The sequence below is a fragment of the Streptomyces sp. NPDC021115 genome (assembly GCF_044333065.1).
Lineage (GTDB): Bacteria > Actinomycetota > Actinomycetes > Streptomycetales > Streptomycetaceae > Streptomyces.
Map to the genome: position 1 here is coordinate 69,686 of NZ_JBIRQF010000002.1, position 18,804 is coordinate 88,489.

An 18,804-nucleotide genomic window follows, 5' to 3' on the forward strand; every position below is an offset into this window, starting at 1 on the left:
GTGTTGCTACCTGGACGCGGACAGGTCTGCGGATCGCCAGGTCGCGGAGTTCCGTTGTGTGGTGGCCGCCTGTCTTCCGTGAGTCGTGATTCATAGGATGGCGCAGTACGGCAGAGGCGATCAGCCTTCGGGGAGGCACGATGCCAGCAGCGGGAAGTATCCGGTGGCGCGTTCCGCGCCGGCAGTTAGGGCCGTGGGTGTCTGCGGTGGCCGTGGCGTGCGTCGTGCCACTGGCGGTGGCGGCTCCGGTCGGGAATGACGGGATCATCGCTTCGGCATAGTTCAGCGTGGCGTTCTTCGCGACCATCCTGACCGGCGAGGCGGTGATTTTCGCTCTTGCGTTCCCGGCGTCGAGCGCTCGGCCGTCATTACGCGAGATTGATGCCCATATCGCCTTCCGAGCCTGGGTGGTGGTCGGCTGGATCGGGGCGATGCTGTTGGCGCTGGCCTGCTGACTGCCCGGCCGAATCGCTGCTGACGAGGTCCTGCTCGCCTACCTCCGCGAGCTCGACGCTGCGGTGGTGGCCGGCGATGGCAACGCTGTGCGTGACCGCGTCGAGGAGCTGACTGGTGTCGCTTCGGGCACAGGGGCCCGCGCCGCCCTTCATCCGGAGGCACTCCACCGCTTGTCGAAAGCCGCTCTCGCGGGCCGGTTGGACGGTACGGCCGCCGTTACCTGTGCGCACATGCTCGTGAACTCGCTTCTCGCGCAGGTCGATGCGGCGCGGACGTCCTCCGAGCCGGACGGGCTGAGCTCGGAGCAGGCGGCGGCCCTGGCCGGACATCTGGGACGGTACCTTGCCTGGCTGGCCAACACCGCGTGGGCGCTGTCGGTGCGGCAGTCGATAGAGCGGGGGACAGCACCCGTGTCGATCCGGATCCACGCCTGTTTGCCCCCGTTGATCGGTGCGTATCCGAAGTCGTCGGCGAGTTCGCGGAGCAGCCACAGGCCACGCCGGCTCAACCTTTGTGTATCCCCCTCCCTGTGTTCGTCTCCCTGGCGCCGTTGCCTGTGCTGCTACCGTAAAATGACCTTCCTTTACCTGGAGGGGATTGGCTCGGTAGAGCTCATCCGGAACGCGGAGGTGAACCGTGCGGGGCTGATTCCGGCCGGAATGCGCGGGGGCGGGGCCGCTTTCGGTCCCGCCCCTGCGGATTCAGCTCGCGCTCGGAGGCGTCTGGGCCGCCTTCTTGGCGGGGCGGCCGCGCTTCTTCGGGGCGGGCTCCTCCGAGGGCCGGGAGACCACGGCGAAGGGCTGGAGCGCTTCCTGGAGGGCCTTCAGGGAATCCGGGCCCAGGTCCACGGTCCGGCGCTCAGGACGCAGGGCCTGCCGCATGGCGATGGTGTTGCTGCCGTCCTCGTTCTGCTCGCCGGTCTCGTATTCCTCCTCGACCCAGGTGGGAACCACGATCTCCACCGAATGGACATCCGTGGTGACATCGGGTTCGAGGTCGCAGTAAATTACCGTGCGCCCATAGATTCGCGTCTCGACCGTCTGTCCGTTTACCACGACCGGCGTGACGGTTTCCTGAACTCCTTCCTCATTCTTCTCGGTTTCCGGAACCTGAACAAAGCGAACTGCCACTGCTTCCCCTTTTCTTGGTGCCGACTCAAATTCTAGCGGGGCAGCCGCTGTTGGCGCCAATCCGGAAATGCCGAAAGCCCCTTCCGGTCGGAAGGGGCTTTTCGGTGCGGGTGGCGGGAAATGCGTGCGCGCGGCGTCAGCCGCAGCCGTTGCGGGAGGTGCCCACGGCCACGTCGTCGTACCAGAGGGTGTCGTCGCCCTCGCCGTAGCTCTCCCAGCCCAGCCGCAGATCGGTCGGGGCGGGCCGCCATCCGCCGCGGGCCAGCCACTGCTGGTCGACGTCCTGGGTCGGGGTGCCGTCGACCACCAGGCCGGTGACGAGCGCGCCGTTCACCCAGGTGTCGAGGCGGCCCGCGCCGCGGCCGAGGCGGAACTCCAGGCAGGTCCAGGTGTTGACGGGCAGCGGGGTGGAGAGCGCGACGCCCGCCGGGGACTGGGCGGGGAGGGTGGCGTCGTCCGATTCGCGGTTCCACTGGAGGGCCTTGTTCTGGCCGCCCATGCGCAGATCCTTGCCGTTGTCGTTCGGGTCCTTCATGGCCGCGAACGTGACGTGCTGGGCGGGCAGCGCGGTGGTGTGGCGGACCCAGAAGCGCACATAGAGGTCGCCGGTCGCCGGCAGGGCGGACAGGGAGGTCCCGGCGAATGCGTGGTTGCAGTAGCCCGCCCGGCCGGTCACCCGCACCGACTTGGTGCCGGTGTGCGCCACCGTGGAGTCGACGGTGGCGGTGCCGGTGCCCGAGCAGTTGGCCACCGTCGTGGTCCAGCGCCCGGCGGGGGTGGTGCCGCTCTGGGACTCGAAGTCCTCGCAGAATCCGGTGGCGTTGCAGGCGGCCGCCGCGGCCCCGGGGGAGGGGGCGGCCGAGACGGCCGGGGCGGCGAGGCCCGTCACGGCCAGGGCGGCGACGGCGGCTGACACGGTGCGGCGGCGGTGCGACACGAGGGTCATCGGGTCCTCCGGCGGGGATGGGCGAGAGGGGTGTGGGAGCGCTCCCAAGCTCGTTCGTCACGTTAGCCGAGACATGACAAATCGGGAACCCGTCGGGTCGGCGGCGGCCCTGTGTGCGGCCGCCGCTCCTGGCCTAGCCTGGGAAGAGGGGGTGGGACATAACGGACGATGGGCGCCGGATGAGGTGACACCCCATGCCGAAGGAGCAGCGGGACACAGCACAGGCCGCGCGGGAGCAGGCGATCGCGGAACGGCTCGGCGAATCGCTCCGGGGCGAGGTGATCGATCGCGCACATCCCGCCTATGACGAGGCGCGCGCCGTATGGAACGGGCTCATCGACCGGCACCCCGGCGTGATCGCACGGTGCGCGGGCACGGCGGACGTGGTCGACGCGGTGGAGGTCGCCCGCGCGTACCGCCCCGTCGTCAGCATCCGTGGCGGCGCTCATCAGGTCGCGGGCAGCGCGGTGTGTGACGACGGGCTGGTGATCGACCTCTCGCGGATGAAGGGCGTGTACGTCGACCCCGACGCGCGCACCGCACGCGTCCAGGCCGGGGTGACGTGGGGGGAACTCGACCGTGAGACACAGCTGTCCGCGCTCGCCACACCCGGCGGCGAGGTCTCGATCACCGGTGTCGCCGGACTCACGCTGGGCGGCGGAATGGGGCACCTGATGCGCGCCCACGGGCTGAGCTGCGACGGTCTGCGATCCGTCGAGATCGTCACGGCGGACGGCAGGGTGCGCACCGCGAGCCGTGATCAGGACCCCGAGGTGTTCTGGGCGGTCCGTGGCGGAGGCCGGGGCCTGGGCGTCGTCACGTCCTTCGAGTTCGGCCTGCACCCGCTCGGCCCCGAGGTCTCCGCCGCGCTGCTCCTCTACCCGTACGAGGACGCCGGGACCGTGCTGCGGAACTTCCGCGACGCCGTACGCGCCGTCCCGGACACCGTCTCGCCGGAGCTCGCCCTGTGGAGCGTCCCCGCCGACCCGGGGATCCCGCACGAACTGCACGGCTCGAAGGCCGTCGTGGTGCTGGGGCTGTACGCCGGACCGGTGAAGGACGACGCCGCCACCGCCGCGCTGGCACCCCTGGGCGAATTGGGCACGCCGCTCGCCGACCTGAGCGGGCCCATGCCGTACGTGGCGATGCAGCGCATGTCGGACGGGATGTTCCCCGACGGCGGGCGCTACTACATGAAGTCGCACTTCCTGGACGAGCTGACCGATGAGGCGATCAGGACCCTGGTCGACCACGACGCCCGGCGGCCGACCCCGGAGAGCCTGATCGTCATCCGCAGCCTCGGCGGTGCCATCGCCCGCGTTCCCGCCGACGACAGCGCGTACGCCCACCGTTCCGCGCGCGTCAACGTCAGCATGGACGCCACCTGGCACGATGCCCGGCTCGACGAAACCGCCATCGGCTGGGCGCGCTCGACGTGGGACGCCATGGTGCCCTTCTCGACCGGCGGCACGTACGTCAACTTCGCCGGGCTCGGCGAGGAGGCCGAGGCCCTGCGGCCCGCCCTCTTCGGCAGCCACGAGGAGCGGCTGGACCGCATCCGGGGGGAGTACGACCCCGAGAATCTGTTCACCGCCGCGTCGCGCCGCCCCTGAGCTGCCCGGTCAGCGTTTCCCCTCGGCGTCGAGGAGGGGCGCCGGGCGCTTCACCGTGCTGGTGATCTCTACGGCGCCGTCCTCCGGCGAGATGCCGTCCAGCCGCTCCAGGACCTCCAGCACATGGAACGCGAAGTCGGCGGAGGCCCGGTGCAGGTCGCCGCCGAGGTGGCGTACGAGGTCCAGCACCGTGGGGGAGGGCGGTGTCCCGGACGTCGAAGCTGTACATGGCCGTGGCCAGCGCGCCGGAGGCGAACTTGGAGCACCGCGGTCGCGTGGGTGGCGACGGTGACACCGATCCGCTCGACGCGGCGCTCGGGCGGGGTGATGTTGACGACGACCCGCACCTCGGGGTCGGCGAGCAGCACGGGTCTCTCCCGGTGTGAGGGGGCGTCGGGCGCCACGGCACGGGGCAGCGACGGAACGACGCCTCGGGGCAACGGAGTTGGACGAAACCGCTGTCGTCGAAACGGACCATGTGCAAGCACCGGCTTCCCGGCGGGGTCAAGGGGCCGGTCAGGAGGAACGCGCGGTGGAGCGCGCGGCGGAATGGGCCACTACGTCGCCGATGCCCTCGGGGGAGAGGACGTGTTCCACGCCGACCACGGTCCCGCCGACCACCCCGGCGGACATCCCCAGCACGCTCTGGGTCAGCGACAGCCGCCGCGTGGCCAGCGGCAGCGCCCGGCGGTAGACGACGCCGCGGATCCGGGCCAGCAGATCGTCGCTGGCGGCGGCGATCGCCCCGCCGATGACGATCCGCGCCGGGTTGTAGACATGCACGAGCAGCGCCACCACCTCGCCGATCGTGGCCGCGGCCTCGCGGACGACGCGTACGGCCCCGGGGTGGCCGTCGCGGACGAGCCGCGCGAGGTCGGCGGCGCCGCGCGGCCGTTCGTGCTCGGCGAGGCCCGCGTCCTCCCGGTCGAGCCGGGCCGCCATCGCGGTGGCCGACGCCACGGCCTCGACGCAGCCGATGTTCCCGCAGCTGCACACCGTGTCGTCGGCGCCGGGCACCCGCAGATGCCCGATGTCGCCCGCCGCCCCCTCCGCGCCGCGGTGCAGCTCCCCGGAGGCCGAGACGAGACCGCCGCCGATACCGGTGCCGATCTTGATGAAGAGCAGCGGCGCCTCGCCCTCCGGCAGGGCGCGGGCCTCGCCGAGGGCCATGAGGTTCACGTCGTTGTCGACGAAGGTCCGGCAGCCGAAGCGTTCGGTCATGGTCCGGCCGACCGGGAAGCCGTCCCAGCCGGGCATGATGGGCGGCCGTACGGGCGTGCCGGCGCGCGCGTCGACGGGCCCCGGAAGGCCGACGACGAGGGCGGACAGGCGGTCGGCCCCGGCCGATTCGGCCAGCATGCGGCGCAGCCGTTCCGTCAGCAGGTCGAGCGTGGCCTCGGGGCCCTGCGCCACGTCCAGCGCGACCTCCTCCTGCGCCACGACGTGCTGCGACAGGTCGGCGAGGGCCAGCCGGGCGCTGTGGGCGCCGACGTCGGCCACCCCGACCACCCCGGCCCGGGGATTGAGCGCCAGCTGGAGCGGCGGGCGGCCGCGGCCGGGCCGGGTGACGGTTCCGCCCTCGGTGACCACCCCGGCGTCGATCATGGTGTCGAGGTGCCGGGCCACCGTGGACCGTGCCAGGCCGGTGGCCTTGACCAGGTCGGCGCGGCTGTCGGCGAGGCCCGAGGCGATGAGCCGGGCCAGCGAGCTGTGCACGGGGCCGCCGGTGTTCTGCGGCCGCAGTCCGGCGACCGACAGCCGGGGTATCGGGCGGGGGTCCGTCGTCTGCGCTCCCATGGTCGGTCACCGTACAGCAATTCTGACGGTTTTTATGACTCACAAGATGCAGAATTCAATCTCTTGTGAGGCGGTAATCGCTGTCTTAGGCTCACCGCCGGACGAAACCGAGCACAGATGTTCCTCCCGGGAGGGCTGTCATCACACCCCCACCACCGCACGGCACAGCAATCGGCACCGCCATCGTCGGCGCCGGGATGATCGGCGCGATCCACCGCAGGGCCGCGGCGCTCGCCGGTGCCCGCATCACCGGCGTCCTGGCCTCCACCCCCGCACGGTCCGCGCGGGTGGCCGAGGAGTGGGCGGTCCCCGCCTATCCCTCCCTGGACGCGCTCCTCGACGACGACTCGGTGGACGTGGTCCACATCTGTTCGCCCAACGCCACCCACGCGCCGTACGCGCTGCGCGCCCTCGACGCCGGGAAGCACGTGGTGTGCGAGAAGCCCCTCGCGGTCTCCGTCGCGGACGCGGAGCGCATGGCGGAGACGGCCCGCCGCAGCGGGCTGGTGGCCGCCGTCCCCTTCGTCTACCGCTACCACCCGCTGGTCCGGGAGATCCGGGCGCGCCGGATCGACGGCGAGTTCGGCGGCTGGCATCTGATCCACGGCAGCTATCTCCAGGACTGGATGCTCTCGCCGCAGGCGTCGGGATGGCGCGTGGACCCGGTGGCCGGGGGCCCGTCCCGGGCCTTCGCCGACATCGGCTCGCACTGGTGCGATCTGGTCGAGTGGGTGTCGGGCGAACGGTTCGCCGAGGTCACCGCCTCGATGTCGGTCGCCGTGGACAAGCGGCCCGCCGCCGGGGCGGGTACGTTCGCGGCGGACTCCTCGGACGGGGAGCCCTCAGCGGGCGCGGAGCCGTCGGCGTCCGAGGAGTACATGGACGTCCGTACCGAGGACTGCGCCGCGCTGCTGCTGCGCACCGCCTCCGGCGTCCTGGCGTCCACCACCGTCTCCCAGGTCTCCGCCGGGCGGAAGAACCGGCTGTGGTTCGAGCTGGACGGCGCGCGGGCCAGCGCGGTCTTCGACCAGGAGAACCCGGAGACGATCTGGCTGGGCGGCGAGGACGGCGCCCGGGTCGTCAGCCGCGACCCCGGCCGCGGCTCGGCCGAACAGCGGCGCCTCTCGGTCCTGCCCCCGGGGCACCCCCAGGGGTACGCGCAGTGCTTCGAGGCGTTCGTCGCCGACGCCTACGCCGCGATCGGCGGCGATCGGCCGGAGGGCCTGCCGACCTTCGACGACGGACTGCGCGCCGCCCGCATCACCGAGGCGGTTCTCCGATCCTCCCGTAACGGCTCGTGGACAGAGGTGTGAAGAGATGAAACTCGGGTTCCTGACGGCATGTCTCCCCGGCTGGTCCCTCCCGCGCATCGCGGAGTGGGCGAGCGGCAACGGCTACGAGGCGCTGGAGGTCGCCGTCTGGCCGCGGACCGGGGGACGCGACTTCGAGGCGAGCCATCTGCCCGTCGCCGACTTCCCGGCGGAGCGCGCCGAGGAGACGCTCGCGCTGTTCGCCAAGCACGGCCTCGAACTGTCCGCGCTGGCCTACTACGAGAACCACCTCCACCCCGACCCGGAGCGCCGGGCGGAGATCCGCACCCACTTCAAGCACGCGGTGGACGCGGCCGCGGCGCTCGGCGTGCCCTACGTCGGCACGTTCATCGGCCGGGACTGGACCAGGCCCGTCACGGACAACCTGCGGGAGGCCGAGCGCGTCTTCCCCGAACTCGTCGACTACGCGGGCGAGCGCGGCGTGAAGGTCATCATCGAGAACTGCGTCATGGAGGGCTGGCACCCCGACGGCTATCCGGGCAACCTGGCCTACTCCCCTGAGCTGTGGGAGTGGATGTTCTCGCTGGACCTCTACCTCAACTGGGACCCCTCGCACCTCACCTGGATCGGCATCGACCCGGTGAAGACCATCGCGCCCTACATCGACCGCATCGTGCACGCCCAGGCCAAGGACGTCGAGCTGGGCAGCGGCGACATCGACCGGTACGGCGTTTTCGGCAAGGCGGTCGATCGCCCCGACCCCTGGGACAACGGCTGGTGGCGCTACCGGGTGCCGGGTCTCGGGCAGGTCGACTGGACGCGCGTGGTCGACCGGCTCTACGAGCACGGCTTCACCGGAACGCTCTCCGTCGAGCACGAGGACCCGGTCTGGGGCGGGACGGACGACAAGGTGATCCAGGGGCTGCGGATCGCCCACCGCACCCTGCGCCCGCTCGTCATCGGCTGAGCCCGCGCCCCGCCCCACGAGAGGAGCGCCATGGACCGGCAAGGTCTGCTCTCTGTACAGCTGTACAGCGTCCGTGACGCGCTCGCCGAGGACCAGGACCGCACGCTGGCACGCCTGGCGGAGATCGGCTTCCGCTACGTCGAGCCCTTCGGCCTCGGCTTCGCGCACCGGAGCGCCGCGGACCGGCTGGCGGCGGCCAAGGCGCTGCGGCGCGGGCTGGACGCCGCGGGCCTGCGGGTCTCGGCCACCCACGCCGGGCTGCCCGACGACGTGGGCTCGCTGGCCGAGGAGTGCGCCGAGATCGGCGCGGACACGGTGTTCGTACCGCATCCCCGGCTGGTCAGCGGCTTCGACGAGGACGTCTTCGGCGACCCCGGCCGGGTGGCGGCGTTCACGGACGCCATGAACACGGCAGGGCAGGCGCTGGCCGGTGCCGGGCTGCGGCTGGGCTACCACAACCACGACTTCGAGTGGGCGGCGCTGCCCGACGGACGCACCGGCTACGACGCGTTCTGGGCCTCGGCGGACGACGCGCTCCTCGCCGAACTCGACGTCTACTGGGCGACCGTGGCCGGAGCCGACCCCGCCGAGGTGCTGACACGGCTCGGGGCCCGCGCCGTGTCCGTCCACCTCAAGGACGGGCCCGCGCGGCGGGACGCGCCGCAGACCCCGCTGGGCACCGGCGACGTCGACACCCCGGCGGCCGTCCGCGCCGCGGGGGCCGGGCCGGTCTGGCACGTCGCGGAGATCGACATCACCGACCACGACCCGTTCGAGCTGCTGGCGGGCAACGCCGCCTGGCTCGCCGCGTCGGGCCTGTCCCGCTGGGCCTGAACCCCGTGCGGTGGGGTCACCAGCAGGTGACCCCACCGTCCACCAGCAGGTCCGTTCCGGTGACGAAGCTCGCCGCGTCGCTCAGCAGGAACACGGTGGGGCCGACCATCTCGTCCACCGTCGCCATCCGGCCCAGCGGGGTGTCCGCCTCGAACTGGGCGACGCGCGTCGCGACTTCGGGGCGCAGGTTCATCGGCGTGGCGGTATAGCCCGGGCTCACGCTGTTGACCCGGATGCCGCGGGTGCACCACTCCGTGGCCAGGCTCTTCGTCAGGTGCATCACGGCGGCCTTGGAGGCGTTGTAGTGGGCCTGGGTCAGCCCCCGGTTGGCGATGGTGCCGGACATGGAGGCGATGTTGACGATGGAACCACCGCCGTTGCGCAGCAGCGCCCGGCCCTCCGCCTGACAGGAGAGGAACACCCCGGTCAGGTTGACGTCCACGACCTGCTGCCACTGTTCCGGCGGCATGTCCTCGGCCGGGGCGGCGTTGGCGATGCCCGCGGCGTTGACGGCCAGCCGGAGGGCGCCCAGGTCGCGTTCGACCGTGGCCACCGCTTCCGCCAGGTCCTCCGCTCGGGTCACATCGGCGGGGAGGGCGACCGCGCGCCGCCCCGCGGCCCCGATCGCCTCGACCGTACCGGCCAGATCGCTGTGCGGCAGGTCCAGGCAGCCGACATCGGCCCCCATCCCGGCGAGCCCGATCGCCAGCCGTCGGCCGATGCCGCTGCCCGCTCCGGTCACCAGGGCCACGCTGTTGTCGAGACGGAAGGAGGGGAGGAGGGGGACGGACATGGGAGCTCCTCAAGAGGTGGGTGCGGCCGCCGCGGCGGGCTTCAGGTCGCTTGTCGTTCGGTTCGGTCGGGGCGGCCCGCCAGCCTGCGGGCCACTCCCAGGTCGGTGATCAGGACATCGACCCAGCCGCCCAGCACCGCGGCCCGTATCGCCGCGTACTTGCGGTCGCCTCCGGCCACCGCGACGCGGCGCGGCACGGCGCGGTAGACCTCGGGGGTGATGCCGATGACGCGGTCGTTCAGCTCGGTGTCGAGCAGGGTGCCGTGCTCGTCGAAGAAGTGCAGGCAGATGTCGCCCACCGCGCCGAGCGCGCGCAGCTGTTCCTGGTCGTCGTCGGAGAAGATGTTGCCGCTGCGGCGCAGCAGCGGCGAGGGTTCGAGGCTGCCGACGCCCACGATGGCGATGGTGAGGTTCTTCCACGCCGCGGCCACGCTGCTCACCTTGGGGTCGGCGAGGATGGCGTCCCGTACGGTGGCACCGGCGACCAGCCCGGGGGCCGACATGAAGACGGGTTCCGCACCGGTCAGTTCGGCGAGCCGTCCCATCAGCCGGGTCGCCTGGACCTGGACCTGCGGATCGCCCACCCCGCCCATCAGCTGGACGACCTCCTCCAGGAACCGCCCGCCCGGCCGGGAGCGCATGGCCTCGACCGCCGCGAGCAGCGTGGCGCTCCACGAGGAGATGCCCAGCCGGTCGCCCTCCATGAGCGTGGTCTCCAGATAGACCGCGGTCGCCGCGCCGAGCGCCGGGATGACGGAGTCGGCCTCGCCCTCGACATCGACGACCACCACGTCGCGCAGCCCGTACCGGGCCGCGATCTCCTCCTCCAGCTCGGCGAAGACCCCCTCGGGCGGCACCACGATGGTGCGCACGATGCCGAGCTTGGCGGCCTGGGTGAGCAGCCTGGACACGCGCGCCTGGGAGATGTGCAGCTCCTCGGCGATGCGCGGCTGCCGCATGCCCTGCTCGTGGTAGAGCCGGGCGATCCGGGTCATCAGCCGCAGCTGCTCGTCGCTGGTCGCCATGCGCGTGGTGCGGGTCGCGGGGGTGCCGGTCCGGTTGTGGGGATTCATAGCCGCATCATGCCGTGGCGAGGTGCATGACCGCGGCGTCGGTGGCCTCGGCCGCCGGGAGGATGCCCCGCTGCCGCCCCCGGCTGAGCACGAGCACCCGGTGGGAGAGGCCCAGGACCTCGTCGAGGTCGGAGCTGACCACGACGACGGCCATGCCGGAGCGGGCCAGGTCCGCGATGACCTCGTAGATCGCGGCCCGCGCCCCGACGTCGATGCCGCGGGTCGGCTCGTCCAGGATGACCACCTTGGGCCTGCGCTCCAGCCACTTGGCGATGACGACCTTCTGCTGGTTGCCGCCGGACAGCGTCCGCACCGGCTGTCCGGGCCGCCCCTTGACGGTCAGCAGACCGATGGCCTCCGAGGCCACCGCCGCCACCCGGCGCGGGCCCAGCCAGCCGCGGCGGGAGATGCGGTCGAGGTTGGGCAGGGCCACGTTGTCGCCGATCGACAGGTCCAGGACGGCGCCCTGGCCCTTGCGGTCCTCCGGCACCAGCACCACGCCCGCGGCGATGGCGTCCTTCGGCCCGCGCAGCCGCAGGTCCCGGCCGTCGACGGCCACCGTTCCCCCGGTCACCGGATCGACGCCCGCTACGGCCCGCACCAGTTCGGTGCGGCCCGCCCCCACGATGCCCGCGATGCCGAGGACTTCGCCCTCGTGGACGCCGAACGACACGTCCTGGAAGGACGGCCCGGTCAGGTTCCGCACCCGCAGTACCTCACGGGCGCCCGCGGTTCCGGTGTCGGGGAAGATGCGCTCGATGCTGCGCCCGACCATCTCCTCCACCAGCTGGACCACCGGCACCTGCGCGGTGTCATGGGCGGCGACGAGCTGTCCGTCGCGCATCACCACGACGCGGTCGCAGATGCGGGCGATCTCCTCCAGCCGGTGGCTCACATAGACGAACGACATGCCCTCGTCGCGGAGGGCGTCGATCCGCTCGAAGAGGTGATCGGTCTCCTCGCCGCCGAGGGCGGCCGTGGGCTCGTCGAGAATCAGCAGGCGCGCCTTCAGGGTCAGCGCCTTGGCGATCTCGACCTGCTGCTGCTCGGCCACCCGCAGGGTGCGCACCAGGCGGGTCGGGGAGATGTCGAGGCCGAGCCGCCGCAGCTGTTCCTGGGCCCGCCGGTTCATCTCGCCCCGGTCGATCCGCCCGCCCCGGCGCAGCAGCCGCCCGAGGAACACGTTCTCGGCCACCGACAGGTCCGGCAGCAGACGCATCTCCTGATGGATCAGGCCGATGCCGTGGCTGATGGCGTCGCCGGGGGACTTCGGCTCGTAAGGCCGCCCCTGCCACGTCATATCGCCGGTGTCGGAGGGGAAGGTGCCCGCGATGACGTTGGACACGGTGGACTTGCCCGCGCCGTTCTCGCCGAGCAGCGCCACCACTTCCCCGGGGCGCACCTCCAGGTCGAACCGGTCGAGCGCCTGGGTGACCCCGAACCGCTTGGATATCCCCCGTACGACCAGGCCCTGGGCGGGGCCGGGCGCCGGGTGCTTGACGGTGTTCGTCATCGCCGCGTCTCCTCCACGCCTCGTCTACGGGTGGGTTTTGATGTACTGGTCGGCCTTCTTCTTGTCCTTGCTGGTCAGGAGGAAGGCGGGCTGGAGCTGTTCGGCCGGGACCTTCTTGCCCTTGATGATGTCCACGGCGGTGTTCACCGACATCCGGCCCATCTTGCGGGTCTGCTGGACCATGGTGGCGTCGACGGTGCCCCGGCGGACGGCCTTGAGCCCGGCGACGTCGCCGTCGAAGCCGACGATGAGGTGCTTCTTGTGCGAGCCGGACGCCTTGACGGCCTGGGCGGCGCCGAGTGCCATCGCGTCGGCCTGGCCCCACAGGATGTCGATGCCGGGGTGGGCCTGGAGCATGTCCTGGGCGACGGAGTACGCCTTGTCCTGGGCCCAGTCGGCGGGCTGCTGGGACACCACCTTGATGCCGGGCGCCTTCTTGAGGGCCTGCCCGAACCCCTTCTGCCGGTCCACCTGCGGTGTGGTGCCGATCTGGCCCTGGAGGATGGCCAGCTGGCCCTTGCCGCCGGACTCCTTGACGACGTAGTCGCCCAGCGTCCGCGCGGCCGCGACGCTGTCGCTGGCGATGAACGACTTGCCGGGCTGGCCGGGTGGGTTGCGGTCCACGGTGACCACGGGGATCTTGGCGCGGTTGGCCGCCTTCACGGGGACGCCCGCGGCGGTGGCACCGGCGGGGATGTAGATGATGGCGCTGACCTGACGGCTGATGAAGTCCTGGATCTGGTTGACCTGGGTGGCCGCGTCGCCGTGGGCGTCGGAGACGACGACCTTGATGCCCTTCTTCTTGGCCTCGGCGGTCACGGACTGTTTGATCTGGTTGAAGAAGTCGGCTTGGAGGTTGGCCACGGCAAGACCGATGGTGATCTGCTTGCCGTCGGCGGTCTTCGCGCCGTTGCCGCCGCGTCCGCAGGCGGTGACGCCGACCACCATGGCGGCCGCGACGCCGGTGGCTATCACGCCGCGCGTGGTCATGGATGTCTTCGGAAAAGCTCGTGTCCTCATGGGAACCACTCCTTGGGGTGTGCGGGGTCTGTGCGGGTCAGCGCGCTTCGCGGCGGCGGAGCACGTCGAGCATCACGGCCAGCGCGATCACCAGGCCGATGACGATCTGCTGGATGAACGGCGATACCCCCAGCAGGTTGAGGCCGTTGCGCAGCACGCCGATGATCAGTACGCCGATCAGGGTTCCGGTGACCGAGCCGACGCCGCCGCTGAGGCTGGCACCGCCGATCACCACGGCGGCGATGGTGTCGAGTTCGTAACCGGTGCCCGCGCTCGGCTGCGAGGAGTCCAGACGCATGGTCAGAAAGACCCCGGCCAGGCCCGCCAGCACACCGGTCACGGTGTAGACGAGCACGGTCCGCCGCTTGACGTCGATCCCGGCGAGCCGGGCGACCTCGGAGCTGCCGCCGATCGCGTACAGGGCGCGGCCCCCGCTCCGGTAGCGCATGTACGCCCACCCCGCCACGTACAGCGCGGCGAGCACGGCGGTGCAGACGGTGAAGATGCCGACGTACCGGGTGGTGGACAGGTTGTCGAACCAGTCGGGGAACCCGACGATCTGCTGTCCGTCGGTGATGACGTTGGCCAGGCCGCGGGCGATCGACATCATCGCCAGCGTGGCGATGAACGGCGGCAGTTTGGTGTAGGTGATGCCCAGTCCGTTGGCGAGCCCGCAGCCGCCCGCGACGCCGATGGCGGTCAGCGCGCTCAGCCACAGCGGCCATCCCTGGTCGTGCGAGAGCCAGCCGACCACCATGGTGGCGAGGGCCAGGGTGGCGCCGACCGAGAGGTCGATGCCGCCCATCACGATGACCGCGGTCATGCCGAGCGCGAGCAGACCGAGGACGGCGGTCTGGTCGACGATGTTGAGCAGATTGCTCTGGGTGAGGAAGTACGGCGTCGCGATGAAGAAGACGACGCACATGGCGAGCAGGCCGAGGGCGGGGCCGCGCGATCCGGTGAGGACTCCCGTCACCCAGGACGGCAGTCGGGGCCGCTGGGCGTCCGAGGGGGGTGGTGCGGCGTCAACGGCCGTGGCGGCCTTGCCGGTCGTGCTCATCGAAACCTCCGAGTGGTCCTCCGACGTCGTCGGAGCTAGTTCATGAACATCCCGCCGTCGACGTTGATCGTCTGGCCGGTGATGTACTCCGCCTCCCGCGAGGCGAGGAAGAGCAGCAGGTTGGCGATGTCGTCGTGGGTTCCGGCGCGTCCGAGGGGGATGCCCGCGATCCACTCGGCCATCAGCTCGCCGGGTGCGTAACGGCCGAGCAGCCGGCCCCACGCGCGGTCGTTGTAGTCCCACATCTCGCTGCCGACGATCCCGGGGGAGTAGGCGTTGACCGTGATCCGGTCCCCGGCCAGCTCCTTGGCCAGGGACTGGGTGAGGCCGACCACCCCGAACTTGCTGGCCGCGTAGTGCGGTGTGTAGAGGAATCCCTGCCGGGCCTGTCCCGAGGCGGCGTTGAGGATGCGTCCGCCGCGTCCGTACCGCCGCATGGCGGCCGCGGCGGCCTGGGCGCACAGGAAGGTGCCGGTGGTGTTGACGGCGAGGACCTTCTGCCAGTCGTCGAGGGTGAGGTCTTCGAGCCTGCTGATGGTGATGACGCCCGCGTTGTTGACCAGGACGTCCAGCCGATCCCAGGCGGACTCGGCGAGCGCGACGACGCGGGCCACGTCGTCGGGGGAGGTGACGTCCGCCCGGACGCCGAGGGTGTGGGTGCCGCTGTCGGCGGCCAGTTCCCGGGCGGTGTTCTCGACGGAGGCGGAGGTGTCCACCAGCAGCACATCGGCGCCCTCACCGGCGAACCGGGCGGCGATCCCCCGGCCGATGCCGCGCGCGGCCCCGGTGACCACGACGCCCTGTCCGGCGTATCTGGCTGTCATGACGCTCCTTGGGCGGCCGGGGGTGCGGGGGTGCGGTGCGGTACGGCGGTGGGCGGGGCGTCCTCGCCGGTCGCGGCCTGGAGTCGGGCGCGGCGTACCGCGGTGTGCCAGTGGGCGAGCCGGTGGGCCCGGGTGGTCTCGTCGCCGCTCGGCGCGTAGCTCTCGCGGGGCCGGTCCAGCCGTTCCAGGGCGGCCCGGTCCCACACCCCGCGGGTCAGCCCCGCGAGATGGGCCGCGCCGAGGGCCGACAGGTCGCGGGCCAGGGCCCGTTCGACGAGCCGCCCGCCGGTGTCGGCCTGGAGTCGCATCAGTACCGGGTTGCCGGTCGGACCGCCGTCCGCGAGCAGCCGGGTGACCGGGCCCGTCTCCCGCTCGACCGCCGCCACCACGTCCTCGACCTGGAACGCGATCGACTCCAGCGCGGCGCGTGCGAGGTGCCCGGCGCGGGTGCCCAGGGTGAGCCCGCTGATCAGGCCCACCGCGTTCTCGTCCCACCAGGGGGCGCCAAGTCCGCCGAAGGCGGGGACGACGACCACACCCTCGCTGCTGTCTTCGGCCAGTTCGGCCAGTTCGGCGGGGCCGTGGCCGAGCACGCCCGCCAGCCAGTTCACGGTGGCGCCGGTGGAGCGGACGTTCCCCTCCACCGCCCAGGTCGGGCCGGAGCCGGTCTGCCACGCGACGGTCAGGCACAGCCCGGAGGAGACCCGGGCCGCCGAGGGGACCACCGCCATCACCGACGACCCGGTGCCGTACGTCGCCTTGACCGTCCCCGGCGCCCAGCCCGCGTGGGCGAACAGCGCCGCGTGGGAGTCGCCGAGCACCGCGGTGACCGGCACCCCGTCGGGCAGCGGTGCCAGCCCCCGGGTGCCGGGGAACGGGCCCTGCGACGGTACGACCCGGGGCAGCACCTCCAGCGGTACGTCGAAGATCCGGGTCAGCCGCCGGTCCCAGGCACACCGGCGCACGTCGAGCAGCTGGGTGCGCGCCGCGTTGCCGACCTCGATGAGATGGGCGCCGCCGAGCTTGAACAGCAGCCAGGAGTCGACCGTGCCCAGGCACAGCTCGCCCGCGCGGGCGCGGCGGCGGTCGGGGTCGTACCGGTCCAGCAGCCAGGCGGCCTTCGGGGCCGAGAACATCGGGTCCAGCGGCAGCCCGCTGACCTCGCGGACCAGCTCCGCGTGCGGTACGGCCCGCACCAGCGCCGGATCGCCGGCGGTGCGCTTGTCCAGCCAGCTCACCAGCGGACTCAGCGGTTCCCCGGTCGCCCGGTCCCACAGCAGCAGCGATTCGCGCTGGGTGCTCAGGCCGATGGCCGCGACGGACGAGGGGTCCCGGCCGGTGAGGCACGCGGCGACGGCCCGCCCGCAGCCGTCCCAGATCTCCTCCGCCGACTGTTCCACCCACCCCGGGGCGGGGGTGGACAGCTCCAGGGGGACCGAGCCGCGGGCGACGATGGCCCCGGTCCGGTCGACCAGGATCGCCTTGGTCGCGCTGGTGCCCTGGTCGATGGCGAGGACGAGTGGTTCAGCGGTGCTCATGGGCCAGCAACTCCCGGACGGCGACGGCGATGCCGTCGGCGGTCAGGCCGAAGTGCTCCAGCAGGAAGGAGGCGCTGCCGGTGGGCGCGAACCTGCGGTGCACCCCCAGGATCCGCATGGGCACCGGACGGTTCTGGGCGACGACGCTGGCCACCGCCGCGCCGAGCCCGCCCGTGGTGGTGGCCTCCTCGGCGGTGACGATGCCGCGGGTCTCGCGGGCGGCACGCAGCACCGCGTCGAGGTCCATCGGCTCGACGAAGGTCATGTTCAGCACGCGGACGCCGATCCCCTCGGCGCGCAGCGTCTCCGCGGCGGTGAGCGCCCGGGAGACCATCGTGCCGACGGCCATCACCGTGATGTCGTCCCCGTCGGTCAGCTGGAGGGCGTGCCCGGGCCGGAACGGCGCGTCCTGCGGGGTGACGGCGGGGATCTTGAACCGTGGGATGCGCAGATAGACCGGGCCGTCATGGGAGGCGGCCCAGCGGACGGCGGCGCGCGTCTGTGCCGGGTCGGCCGGGACCGCGACGGCCAGGTCCGCGATGGCCCGCATCCACGACAGGTCCTCGATCGAGTGGTGGGTGGGCCCCAGCTCCCCGTACGCCATGCCGGGGCTCTGGCCGCACAGGACGACGGGCAGCCCGTTGTAGGCGGCGTCCGTCTTGATCTGCTCGGTGGCCCGGCCGGTGAGGAACGGGCCCGCCGCGCTCACGAAGGGGACGAGCCCGCCGTTGGCGAGCCCGGCTCCGACGCCGACGAGGTCCTGCTCGGCGATGCCGACGTTGATCAGGCGGTCCGGGTACAGCTCCCGGAAGCGCACCAGGTTGCTCGATCCGACCGAGTCGTTGCAGACGGCGACGATGCGCGGGTCCTCGGCGGCCAGGGCGATCAGTTCCTCGGCGAACGCCTGGCGGCAGTCGTAGGTCTGCGCGGCGTTCTCCGGTATGAGTCCTGCGGTCATCGGCTCAACTCCTCCAGCGCCGCGCGCACCTGCCCGGTGTCGGGCACCTTGTGGTGCCACTCGACGCGGTCCTCGATGAACGACACGCCCTTGCCCTTGACCGTGTTCGCGATGATCGCGACCGGCCTGCCGGTGGGGGAGGGGCGCATCGCCGACAGCAGCTGCGCGTGGTCGTGCCCGTTCACCTCGCGCGCCTCCCAGCCGAAGCTGGTCCACTTCTCCGCCAGCGGCTCCAGGCGCTTGGTCTCCTCGGTACGGGCACCCTGCTGGAGGCGGTTGCGGTCGACGATCGCGGTGAGGGAGCCGAGGTCGTAGTGGGCGGCGGTCATGGCCGCCTCCCAGTTGCTCCCCTCCTGGAGCTCGCCGTCGCCGAGGACGACGTACGTGCGGTACGGGCGGCCCGCGAGCCGGGCGGCCAGGGCGCAGCCGACCGCGACGGGGAAGCCGTGGCCCAGCGGCCCGGTGTTGGTCTCGACGCCCGGGACCTTGGTCCGGTTCGGATGGCCGTTGAGCGCGGAGAGCGGGGCCATGAACGTGGACAGCTCGGACAGCGGGAAGTAGCCGCAGTGGGCGAGCGTGGCGTACAGCGAGGCCGCGCAGTGCCCCTTGCTGAGGATGAACCGGTCGCGGTCGGGCCTGCGGGGCTGCGCGGGATCCACGTCGAGCACCCCGCCGAAGAGGGTGACGAGGATGTCGGTCACCGACAGGTCGCCGCCGATGTGGCCGAGTTGCGCCCTGTCGATCATCTGCACCACGGTCCGGCGCACCTCGGCGGCCAGCTGCCGCAGCTCGCGGACCTGTGCGTCCGGGTCTTCGTCGGCGATACGGCGGCGGCGCGCCCGGAACCGCGCGGCGCCGGCTGGGTCTGTGCTGAGCATCTGCACGTCCTTGGAGTGAATATCTATTCACTAGTGAATTGTGTTGCCAGGAACGTAGGTCGTGTTTCAGCCAGGTGTCAATGGATTGCGCAGAGGGATTGCGCAAGGGCCTCCGCGGCTCCCTGGGAACGGT

19 protein-coding genes are annotated in these 18,804 nt (G+C 71.9%); 6 read left to right on the forward strand and 13 right to left on the reverse strand.

What is annotated here, in order from left to right:
- The first annotated feature begins 287 nt into the window (after positions 1–287).
- Positions 288–455, forward strand: a complete 168-nt coding sequence (locus ACH4TL_RS05985) for a hypothetical protein (RefSeq protein WP_398311279.1) — start codon at positions 288–290, stop codon at positions 453–455.
- 702 nt (positions 456–1,157) lie between these two features.
- Here the strand turns inward: ACH4TL_RS05985 and ACH4TL_RS05990 are convergent.
- Both ACH4TL_RS05990 and ACH4TL_RS05995 read right to left on the reverse strand, forming a co-directional pair.
- On the reverse strand, positions 1,158–1,418 hold the full coding sequence (locus ACH4TL_RS05990; protein WP_398425174.1) for a hypothetical protein: 261 nt from the start codon (positions 1,416–1,418) through the stop codon (positions 1,158–1,160).
- 304 nt (positions 1,419–1,722) lie between these two features.
- Complete coding sequence (locus tag ACH4TL_RS05995) at positions 1,723–2,532, reverse strand: hydrolase (protein WP_398311273.1); 810 nt, start codon at positions 2,530–2,532, stop codon at positions 1,723–1,725.
- A gap of 194 nt (positions 2,533–2,726) precedes the next feature.
- Here ACH4TL_RS05995 and ACH4TL_RS06000 point away from each other — a divergent pair, with 194 nt between their 5' ends.
- Entirely contained in the window at positions 2,727–4,145 is a 1,419-nt protein-coding gene (locus ACH4TL_RS06000) for an FAD-binding oxidoreductase (RefSeq protein ID WP_398311269.1), read from the forward strand.
- 9 nt (positions 4,146–4,154) lie between these two features.
- Here ACH4TL_RS06000 and ACH4TL_RS06005 read toward each other — a convergent pair whose 3' ends face one another.
- Positions 4,155–4,334 carry a hypothetical protein gene (locus ACH4TL_RS06005; RefSeq protein WP_398311266.1) on the reverse strand — a complete coding sequence of 60 codons (180 nt, stop codon included), beginning with the start codon at positions 4,332–4,334 and terminating at the stop codon, positions 4,155–4,157.
- Between the two features lie 14 nt (positions 4,335–4,348).
- Between ACH4TL_RS06005 and ACH4TL_RS06010 the strand changes: the two genes are divergently transcribed.
- Positions 4,349–4,531 (forward strand): hypothetical protein, encoded by a 183-nt coding sequence (locus ACH4TL_RS06010; protein WP_398311263.1) that lies wholly within the window; start codon positions 4,349–4,351, stop codon positions 4,529–4,531.
- A gap of 130 nt (positions 4,532–4,661) precedes the next feature.
- Here ACH4TL_RS06010 and ACH4TL_RS06015 read toward each other — a convergent pair whose 3' ends face one another.
- Entirely contained in the window at positions 4,662–5,942 is a 1,281-nt protein-coding gene (locus ACH4TL_RS06015) for an ROK family protein (RefSeq protein WP_398311260.1), read from the reverse strand.
- Between the two features lie 182 nt (positions 5,943–6,124).
- Here ACH4TL_RS06015 and ACH4TL_RS06020 point away from each other — a divergent pair, with 182 nt between their 5' ends.
- The 3 genes from ACH4TL_RS06020 to ACH4TL_RS06030 are packed head-to-tail and all read left to right on the forward strand — an operon-like array spanning position 6,125 to position 9,014.
- A complete protein-coding gene (locus tag ACH4TL_RS06020; RefSeq protein ID WP_398425208.1) occupies positions 6,125–7,255 on the forward strand; it encodes a Gfo/Idh/MocA family protein in 1,131 nt (376 codons plus the stop codon).
- Between the two features lie 4 nt (positions 7,256–7,259).
- Positions 7,260–8,180 carry a sugar phosphate isomerase/epimerase family protein gene (locus tag ACH4TL_RS06025; protein WP_398311257.1) on the forward strand — a complete coding sequence of 307 codons (921 nt, stop codon included), beginning with the start codon at positions 7,260–7,262 and terminating at the stop codon, positions 8,178–8,180.
- A 30-nt stretch (positions 8,181–8,210) separates the two neighbouring features.
- A complete protein-coding gene (locus tag ACH4TL_RS06030) occupies positions 8,211–9,014 on the forward strand; it encodes a sugar phosphate isomerase/epimerase family protein (RefSeq protein WP_398311254.1) in 804 nt (267 codons plus the stop codon).
- A 16-nt stretch (positions 9,015–9,030) separates the two neighbouring features.
- On the opposite strand, the gene ACH4TL_RS06035 is transcribed toward ACH4TL_RS06030, so the two are convergent.
- The 9 genes from ACH4TL_RS06035 to ACH4TL_RS06075 all read right to left on the reverse strand — a co-directional run bounded on the left by ACH4TL_RS06035 (position 9,031) and on the right by ACH4TL_RS06075 (position 18,671).
- Positions 9,031–9,807 (reverse strand): SDR family oxidoreductase, encoded by a 777-nt coding sequence (locus tag ACH4TL_RS06035; protein WP_398311251.1) that lies wholly within the window; start codon positions 9,805–9,807, stop codon positions 9,031–9,033.
- Positions 9,808–9,848: 41 nt separating this feature from the next.
- A complete protein-coding gene (locus ACH4TL_RS06040; RefSeq protein ID WP_398311248.1) occupies positions 9,849–10,880 on the reverse strand; it encodes a sugar-binding transcriptional regulator in 1,032 nt (343 codons plus the stop codon).
- Positions 10,881–10,887: 7 nt separating this feature from the next.
- A complete protein-coding gene (locus ACH4TL_RS06045) occupies positions 10,888–12,393 on the reverse strand; it encodes a sugar ABC transporter ATP-binding protein (RefSeq protein WP_398311245.1) in 1,506 nt (501 codons plus the stop codon).
- Between the two features lie 24 nt (positions 12,394–12,417).
- Positions 12,418–13,383: a sugar ABC transporter substrate-binding protein gene (locus ACH4TL_RS06050; RefSeq protein WP_398311242.1), complete on the reverse strand. Its 966-nt coding sequence runs from the start codon at positions 13,381–13,383 to the stop codon at positions 12,418–12,420.
- A 67-nt stretch (positions 13,384–13,450) separates the two neighbouring features.
- Positions 13,451–14,473 (reverse strand): ABC transporter permease, encoded by a 1,023-nt coding sequence (locus ACH4TL_RS06055; RefSeq protein WP_398311239.1) that lies wholly within the window; start codon positions 14,471–14,473, stop codon positions 13,451–13,453.
- Between the two features lie 35 nt (positions 14,474–14,508).
- On the reverse strand, positions 14,509–15,297 hold the full coding sequence (locus tag ACH4TL_RS06060; protein ID WP_398311236.1) for an SDR family oxidoreductase: 789 nt from the start codon (positions 15,295–15,297) through the stop codon (positions 14,509–14,511).
- Positions 15,294–16,835, reverse strand: a complete 1,542-nt coding sequence (locus ACH4TL_RS06065) for an FGGY family carbohydrate kinase (RefSeq protein ID WP_398311232.1) — start codon at positions 16,833–16,835, stop codon at positions 15,294–15,296. Before ACH4TL_RS06065 ends, ACH4TL_RS06060 begins: the two co-directional genes overlap by 4 nt.
- Positions 16,822–17,793: a transketolase family protein gene (locus tag ACH4TL_RS06070; protein ID WP_398311229.1), complete on the reverse strand. Its 972-nt coding sequence runs from the start codon at positions 17,791–17,793 to the stop codon at positions 16,822–16,824. Before ACH4TL_RS06070 ends, ACH4TL_RS06065 begins: the two co-directional genes overlap by 14 nt.
- Positions 17,790–18,671 (reverse strand): transketolase, encoded by an 882-nt coding sequence (locus ACH4TL_RS06075; protein WP_398311226.1) that lies wholly within the window; start codon positions 18,669–18,671, stop codon positions 17,790–17,792. Before ACH4TL_RS06075 ends, ACH4TL_RS06070 begins: the two co-directional genes overlap by 4 nt.
- Positions 18,672–18,804: the final 133 nt, after the last annotated feature.